The organism is Hominiventricola sp., from assembly GCF_057604405.1.
Genome location: NZ_DBLYVB010000022.1, coordinates 24,940 through 32,037, shown reverse-complemented (window position 1 = coordinate 32,037; position 7,098 = coordinate 24,940). Strand labels below are relative to the sequence as shown.

Annotated in this window: 7 protein-coding genes; all 7 read right to left on the bottom strand. The window is 47.1% G+C overall.

Annotated elements, in window-relative coordinates; translation table 11 throughout:
• Positions 1-301: 301 nt before the first annotated feature.
• The 7 genes from ACZMB2_RS11705 to ACZMB2_RS11675 all read right to left on the bottom strand — a co-directional run bounded on the left by ACZMB2_RS11705 (position 302) and on the right by ACZMB2_RS11675 (position 7,050).
• Positions 302-748 (bottom strand): hypothetical protein, encoded by a 447-nt coding sequence (locus ACZMB2_RS11705; protein ID WP_005333500.1) that lies wholly within the window; start codon positions 746-748, stop codon positions 302-304.
• Between the two features lie 13 nt (positions 749-761).
• Positions 762-1,448 carry a hypothetical protein gene (locus ACZMB2_RS11700; RefSeq protein WP_005333502.1) on the bottom strand — a complete coding sequence of 229 codons (687 nt, stop codon included), beginning with the start codon at positions 1,446-1,448 and terminating at the stop codon, positions 762-764.
• Between the two features lie 20 nt (positions 1,449-1,468).
• Positions 1,469-2,056, bottom strand: coding sequence for a sigma-70 family RNA polymerase sigma factor (locus ACZMB2_RS11695; RefSeq protein WP_005333504.1), 588 nt, complete (start codon positions 2,054-2,056; stop codon positions 1,469-1,471).
• Between the two features lie 13 nt (positions 2,057-2,069).
• Entirely contained in the window at positions 2,070-2,489 is a 420-nt protein-coding gene (locus tag ACZMB2_RS11690; RefSeq protein WP_005333505.1) for a DUF3268 family zinc-finger domain-containing protein, read from the bottom strand.
• A 160-nt stretch (positions 2,490-2,649) separates the two neighbouring features.
• Complete coding sequence (locus ACZMB2_RS11685) at positions 2,650-2,925, bottom strand: hypothetical protein (protein WP_008373818.1); 276 nt, start codon at positions 2,923-2,925, stop codon at positions 2,650-2,652.
• Positions 2,926-2,987: 62 nt separating this feature from the next.
• Complete coding sequence (locus ACZMB2_RS11680; RefSeq protein ID WP_136017835.1) at positions 2,988-3,356, bottom strand: hypothetical protein; 369 nt, start codon at positions 3,354-3,356, stop codon at positions 2,988-2,990.
• A 61-nt stretch (positions 3,357-3,417) separates the two neighbouring features.
• Positions 3,418-7,050, bottom strand: a complete 3,633-nt coding sequence (locus ACZMB2_RS11675; RefSeq protein ID WP_023921579.1) for a VaFE repeat-containing surface-anchored protein — start codon at positions 7,048-7,050, stop codon at positions 3,418-3,420.
• Positions 7,051-7,098 lie beyond the last annotated feature (48 nt).

Below are 7,098 nucleotides of genomic sequence, written 5' to 3'. Positions count from 1 at the left end.
TGAGTGCAGCTACGATGAAAACGGCACACGCAGACAGGATATTGAGATTTACTATTCTTTCGTCGGCAAAGTGGACTTGCCCGAATGACCGCCCGCCCTATCCGATATCAAAGGCAAGTATCGGATAGGAAAGGCAAAATTTTTTACACTTCTATTACTTCTTTATCACACATAAGCAAATGCTCATGGCATTGAAGCGGATACAAACACTATTGTTTGATAGAAATAAGAGAGGTTATTTATAATAAAATGAGCCGCCAGAACTGTAGGGGTGATGCAGTACGGGCGGCTCATTTTCTATCTAAACGGATGTATCCGGAAGTTCCGGCAGTTGATCGGTGAGTTCTTCATATCCGAGAATATCTCCGGCACATGGCATCGATTGCCCTGTTCCCTGCTGTGGTTTCCGGAAGTACAGCCGATACCGATGTCCCTCTAGGAGTTTGATATTCTTTTCCAGTGAGAAGGCGTATTCCTTTCCGTTATCACTGGCAAACCAATATTGCTGGTTTTTCCCGAAGAGTGTCTGTTCCCGTTTCGTGCAGCTTACGTCCAGTGACAGATAAGCATGTGTATGGATCAGGTGGTAGAAACTGAGTGCACGCAAGATGCTGCAGATTCCGATGAGGAGGCTCATGAGGATAAAGAGCCGGTCATGGGTGGCGATCCCGAAGATGCACCCAAAAAGTACACAGAAAAAGCCGATTGCACTGATGGCAACCAGCTTTGTGAAAAATGGTTTTGGCATAAGGTTCCTTCCTTTAACATGTATGAAATGTGATTTGTTTATTCAGGTACAAATTAGCAATAGCCTGCAGCACTGGATACTGGGTATGGTGAATCTGGACATCATCCACAAGTGTTTGGTAAGTTGTCTCCGGTTCTGTGTATAACTCATCCATAATATCCGATTCGTTGTGGATTACTTTTTCCTGCTCCATACTTGTGACAAGCTCAGCGGTCGTGAGGGATACCTTATCAGCCAGCTTCAGAATGGTATCTTCCATCGGTGAAGAGGGTTTCTTCTTTAAATATCTGCCAAACTCTTTTGCACCAATAGTTCCTTCCAGATAAAGCTGAACGCAGCCAAAGAGCCGGATGGGAAAGGTATCCTTCAAGGGAATAATGGTCAGACTGCCGAGAAGGCGATATAAGGCATCCACCCCTGTCAGTCCAATTCCGCTTACAACCAGACCGCGTAAGGAAAGTCGGTTCAGATAGTGTTGGAAGGATAAGCCTTTCGGACCTTCTTTCTGTATCTGGCGCAGGGTATAGGCATCCTGGAGTTCATGGAGCGTCAGAATCTGGAAGGCAAGACAGCTCCAGAGCAGCAGCTCGTCATCCGATAGTCCATATTCTTGTCCATCGTTGATTACAAGAGGAATGGATTTTCCGCCTGTCGTTTTTTGAAATTTTAAGGTTCCGACAGCAGTATAAAGTGTCAGCATAAAAGTTCCCTCCTTCAAGGTTAAGTCAGAAGTGCATAGAGTGCATCATCCTGCTGTAATAGTTTCCGTGCTTTGCTCTGCCATGCCCGTACACGATTGGCTGGTACTTGGTAGTGTTTTGCCAAGTCAAAGCTGGTATATCCCTGCTGTTGCAGATAGAGGGCTACAATTCCCTTCTGAATAGTTGAGGACTGTCCGGTGCCAAGCTGGGTTAAATGCTCAAGAAGCAAGGTCTGGTTTGTGTCCTTTTCCGGGTGAGTTGTTTGTGTATCCTCGTAGGAAAACAAATCACGATAATGGAGATGTTCATCTTCAGATGATGCTTCGTCCAGAGAACAGAGCATGGAGCGGTCACGGGCAATTTTCCGCCAGTAGTCAAAGATGGCATGACGGATGATAGTTTTGGCATAAGGCTGGAATGATCTTCCTTCCTCAAATCCGACAGCCGACCGGCACAAAGCCAGATATCCAATCTGACATAATTCCTGTTGTTCTTCCTCAGTTACATAGGCAGCGGTGCGGGTCATGGAACGAATCATGATCGGAACCAGATCCATGGATTTTTCCACCAGTTGTTTTTGCTTTTTATTTAGTGGTAAGGTCATCATCAATCACCGCCTTTCAGCTGGCTGCCCGGAGGCGGAAGGGAATATGGTTGTTCTTTAAAACATCTGCGGATTCCCGAATGAGCTGGTCGCACATATAGTTGCTGAACTGTCCGATGTGAGCCTGCTTATCTGTCAGACAGAACTTATCTGCCACCCAGCGATATGCTTCCGGTTTGGAAAGGATGCCCTGTTGCCAGATCTGATCGAAAATTCGATGTGCCTGAATCCGCTTTTGACGAAGCTCCCGGTTGGCGAGCGTTCCTTTTGGTATCTTGGTTCCCGGATGTACCCCGACATAGGAATTGCAGGATGGATAGTGGGAGCAGACATAAACCTGTCCGCCATGAGAATGCGTTCCATATACAAAGGATGCATCTCTTAATATTGCTGTTCCGCCGCAGTAAGGGCAGCGGATGATTTTTGGTTTCTTCATCTGTTTTCACCTCGCTTGTACATACACGATACGTAACGTGTACGTGAATAACCAGTACGTACTGTATACTTATATTGTAAGTAAGCAGGTGATGAATTCCCATAGGACGCAAGCGGATACTGATCCCAGATTCGGACTAAATGGCACGAATCCCCATTTTTCAGATGCCGGGATAGAAAATTGCTCGGATGAGCGGGAATAAGCCGCTGTCTGTGAAACGTGGATAATTAACCGGTGTAAAGATGAACTTCTCACAGAAAATCCGTAGCAGGAATAAGCTGATCAGTACCAGACAGAGCAGGTAAGTGTTCCTGCGCCTTCTGGTCCATGGCTTTTTCGGACGGAATTTCACATACAGGACAAAAATCATGGGAATAAATATCAGGTTCGTAAAGACCTGATCGATACATTGGATGATTGAAATTACGTTTAACATAGGCAGTGCCTCCTTTCTTTACATATCCTGTACGTATAAGAGCCTGAAAGTGCAACTTTTTGTTACCAGTCATATTGCTGGTTCTCCTGAAGCCGGAGCAGTGCCGGAATGGGACATGGCTTTAAAGGCAGCTTCTGAGCGGCCAGATAGGGCAGATAAAGCTCTGTAAAAGCAGCAATGCTCATGCTTCCGGTACATTCGGTTGGCTCCGGTATCCGGGGAAACAAAAGCGCTGCATCTGAAAGAGGGAGGATGCAGGGGCTTCCCGTTTCATCCGGATGGAATAAAAAGCCAGAGTTCTCACAGCTTTCCTGTGCGTTACAAGTGCGGCACCAGACGTAGATACAGGAGTGCCAGTTCCCTTCACAGAGGTTCAGAAAATGACGGATGTGCTTGGCATCTGTCTTGCAGTGGGGGTGTTTCATATTCATCACCTACTAAAGAAGCAGGCAGTTCCATGTGGGAGCTGCCTGCAGGAGTCTTCGTTATGAGTTACTGATGTTTCTTTTTGCGTTTGAAGTAAACGATGCCCAGGACACTTGCACCTGCAAGTGCAGCTATGGCGATTCCGGCATACAGGAGAAGCGGCGTCTCATCGCCGGTCTTTACAGGCGGAGCTACCGGAGGCGTCTCCGGTTCTTTCGGAAGCTCCGTCATGTGTACGGTCTGACCTTCATCCTTCAGATCCTCATGGGAAGCAATCTCATGCTCGGTTTTTCCGTCTGTATAGTAGAGCTTTTCAAAGACAACCACATCCTGTCCGGCAAGAGCAGAAGCGTCGAAGGTAAAGGTAACTTCCACAGAGCCGCCAGCTTTTTCTGCTTTAAATTCTGCCTGAGCGGTAACTGGTTTTCCGTCTTTTAACAAAGCCTCTCCGGTTTCCTTATTCATCAGGGTTCCGATGACTTTGTACTCAGATCCAGGCATCAGACCATGATAAGTGACCGTATCTACGATAGTCGCTTCCTTGGAAGCAGAGACATCCTGATCCCCGTCACTGCCGTCTTTGGCTGTGGTTTTGATTTCCGGGAAGTAGATGGTCTGGTTGGCATCTTTGATGTCCGCATGTACCGCTACTTCGTGATCTTCAAAAGTCATTGTTTCAAATGCCACGAGCGTTTTTCCGGAAAGTGCAGAGGCATCAAAGGTAAAGGAAAGCTCTACGCTGCCGTTAGCTTCTTCCGGAGTGAAACTTGTTTCTGCAGTCACAGCTTTGCCATCCACATCGAAAGGTTTTTCGGTTTCCGCATCCATGAGTGTTCCTGTCAGCTTGTACTCTTTGCCTGGGATCAGGTTTTTGTATTCCACAAGGTCTGTAAGCGTCAGTTCTTTTTCCGGTTTTGCATAGTGTGTGCCGGAAGCAGCATCTGTTGCAGTGGTTTTGATTTCCGGGAAGTAAATAGTCTGTCCTTCATCCGCAATGTCTGTGTGTACGGCAACTTCCTTGTCTTTGTAAGCCAGGGATTCAAAGACAACTACTGTTTTCCCTTTTAAGGAGCTGGCATCAAAGGTAAAGGTAACATCTACCGTACCAGCGGATTCTTTTGGCTTGAAGGATGCTTTTGCTGTCACCGGTTTTCCGTCTGCTTCGACTGGTTTCTTTGTTTCTTTATCTATCAGAGTTCCAGTCACTTCATATTTCTGGTTAGGAACCAGCCCCTTAAAGGAAACCGTATCCACCAGCGTGATTTCTTCCTTTGCACAGGAAATATTGGAGTTCGTGTCCGCATCTTTCGCAGTAGTCTTGATTTCCGGGAAATAGATGGTCTGGTCTTCATCGTTGATGTCGGTATGGACTGCAAGCTGCATCTCATCCTGATATAATTCCTCGAAGACAACGGTTGTTTTTCCCTTTAAGGAAGTTGCATCAAAGGTAAAGGTTACTTTGACGGAGCCGGAGGATTTCTTTGCAGTAAATTCAGTTTCAGAAATCACCGGTTTTTCATCCACAAGGATTGGTTCCCCGGTTTTTTTATCCATTAAGGTTCCAGTCAGTTTGTATTTCTGGCCCTTTTTCAGTCCTTCGTATTCCACAACGTCTTCAATGGTCACTTCTTTTGCCGGCTGGCTCATGTGTGTACCGGTCTCGGCATCCAGAGCAGTCGTGCCGATCTCAATGGCATCATCGGTCAGAGTTCCAACCTGTATCAGAACAGAATCCTTATAAACCTTGACTTCAAAGGTTAAAAGATCCATGCCTTTGTTGGAATCACAACGCTGTTCCGCCAGAGTGTAAGTATCGTAAATGAGAGCGCCTTTGGAATCATCCGGTTTGGAGGTGCCGAACCAGATGCCGTCTTCCGAAGACTCACCCCGGTTGGTATTTGCGGTATGTTTGTTCCATTTGGAGGAAGTGCTGGCATAACCGTTGGCATCTGTCACAATCACATGGCTTTCGCCTGTTGTTTTGGAAGTGATCTTAAATGGCACATTTGCCAGACGGTTCTGGCTGCCGTCAGCAATCTTGACAAATTCCAGATCCCCGCGGATGACCTGATTGGAGATGGAATTGTCTTTTGCAGTCAGTTCCACGATTTTTCCCTGTTCTGTGATGTCAAATTCTACAGAGATCTTTCCGCTGTTCAGATAACCGGAAGGTGCAGTTGTTTCATCCACACGGTAATGTCCGAATGGGAGAGCATCTTTTGCAGTTGCAGCAGAACCGGATTTATCGGCAGTAAGTGTAAGGACAACCTGATCTTTCGTGTAGGATGTTCCGTCTACTAATACCGGATTTTCATTTAACGTAGTGATCGCAAAGACAGTACCTTCCAAAGTGGCAGAACCCTGCGGTTTTGCTTCTCCGGTCTCGCTGTCACGTTTCTGGATCTTCACTCCGCCACGGATGACAGATTCTTCTATGGTAGAAGACTGGTATACCGAAACCATTTCCTGCTTACCGTCACCTGTAATTTTCTGTACGAAGACAGTTGGATTGAGCTGGTATCCGGCAGGGGCTTTGCTTTCCTGTACCGTTATGGTACCGAGCGGAAGACAGACGGTCTTGCCATCACTGGTATAGTAAAAGGCATCGCCGCTTACAAAGGAATCTTTGGTAAAATGCATCTTTCCGGAAACATCTGTTTTTAATACCCAGGTACGTGCCGGTTTCTTTCCAGCTTCCGCAGGATCACTGTCAGACTGCTCGGTATAGAACTTGACTGTAAATTCTGCGTTTGCAAGGGAAGCTGCTCCCTGTGGGGAGGCTTTCTTTGTTTCGGCATCCAGCTTTTCAAGCACCAGATTCATGGGATTATTCTGCGGAATATCTGTTACGTTTGCAGCAGAAGTCTGTTCTGCTTTTACGGTGACTTTGTGAGCTTTGGTGTCTACAATGTAGCCTTTGGAAGCAGAGAGCTCTTTTATGGTATAATCGCCTTCCTCCAGTTCGCCGGATCTGGCATACCCGTTTTCATCAGTGGTCAGTTTCTGGATGAGCTTCTCACCCTGATAGATCCCATACACAGCACCCTTTAAGCTGTAATTCGGATTCCCGTCCGATACGCTTCCGTTGGCAGAAGATTTTTTCAGTTCGATCCAGCCGTTTGGGACCTGATACCAGCTTCCGGCAATGGTCTGGCTGCCCTGTCCCGGAACGATGAATGCCCGGAAGCCTTCCGGCGGGTTCGGAAGTCCCTGAATGGCACTGGCTACTTCCAGTGCTTTATCAATATAGGACTGCGGGGCGCCATGGAAAGCTCCGGTGTCAGCGGAATTACCGGCATAGATGTAAGCGACAACCAGATGTCCGATGACATAGCTGTTATCATCACTCCAGCCACTGAAATATTTATCCTTGACGACTTTATCGTAGCCGTAACCGCCGTTTAAGTAGTAGAGCGCTTTTCTGAGCGGGGAGTTCTGGCTTAAAAGGTCATAGGAATAGGAACCAGAGGAAGGTGTTTTCTTCAGTGGTTCCACGCAGTAGGCAGTATTGCTCCCGTCAAAGCTCATGCGGGAGGTAAAATAGCTGCCGTAAGGGATATTGGCACCTGCCTTATAGCTGATGGTGCCGTCGGCTGCATGAACCGGAAAACTGCCGGAAAACAATGCGCCGACTGCGACAAGGACTGCCAGCAGCATAGCCAGCGTCCGTCTGGTATAGGATTTGTATGTCTGTAACATAAGTCTCCTCCTTCTTGAAGTTCAAATGAAAAGGGCAGCGTCAGTGCT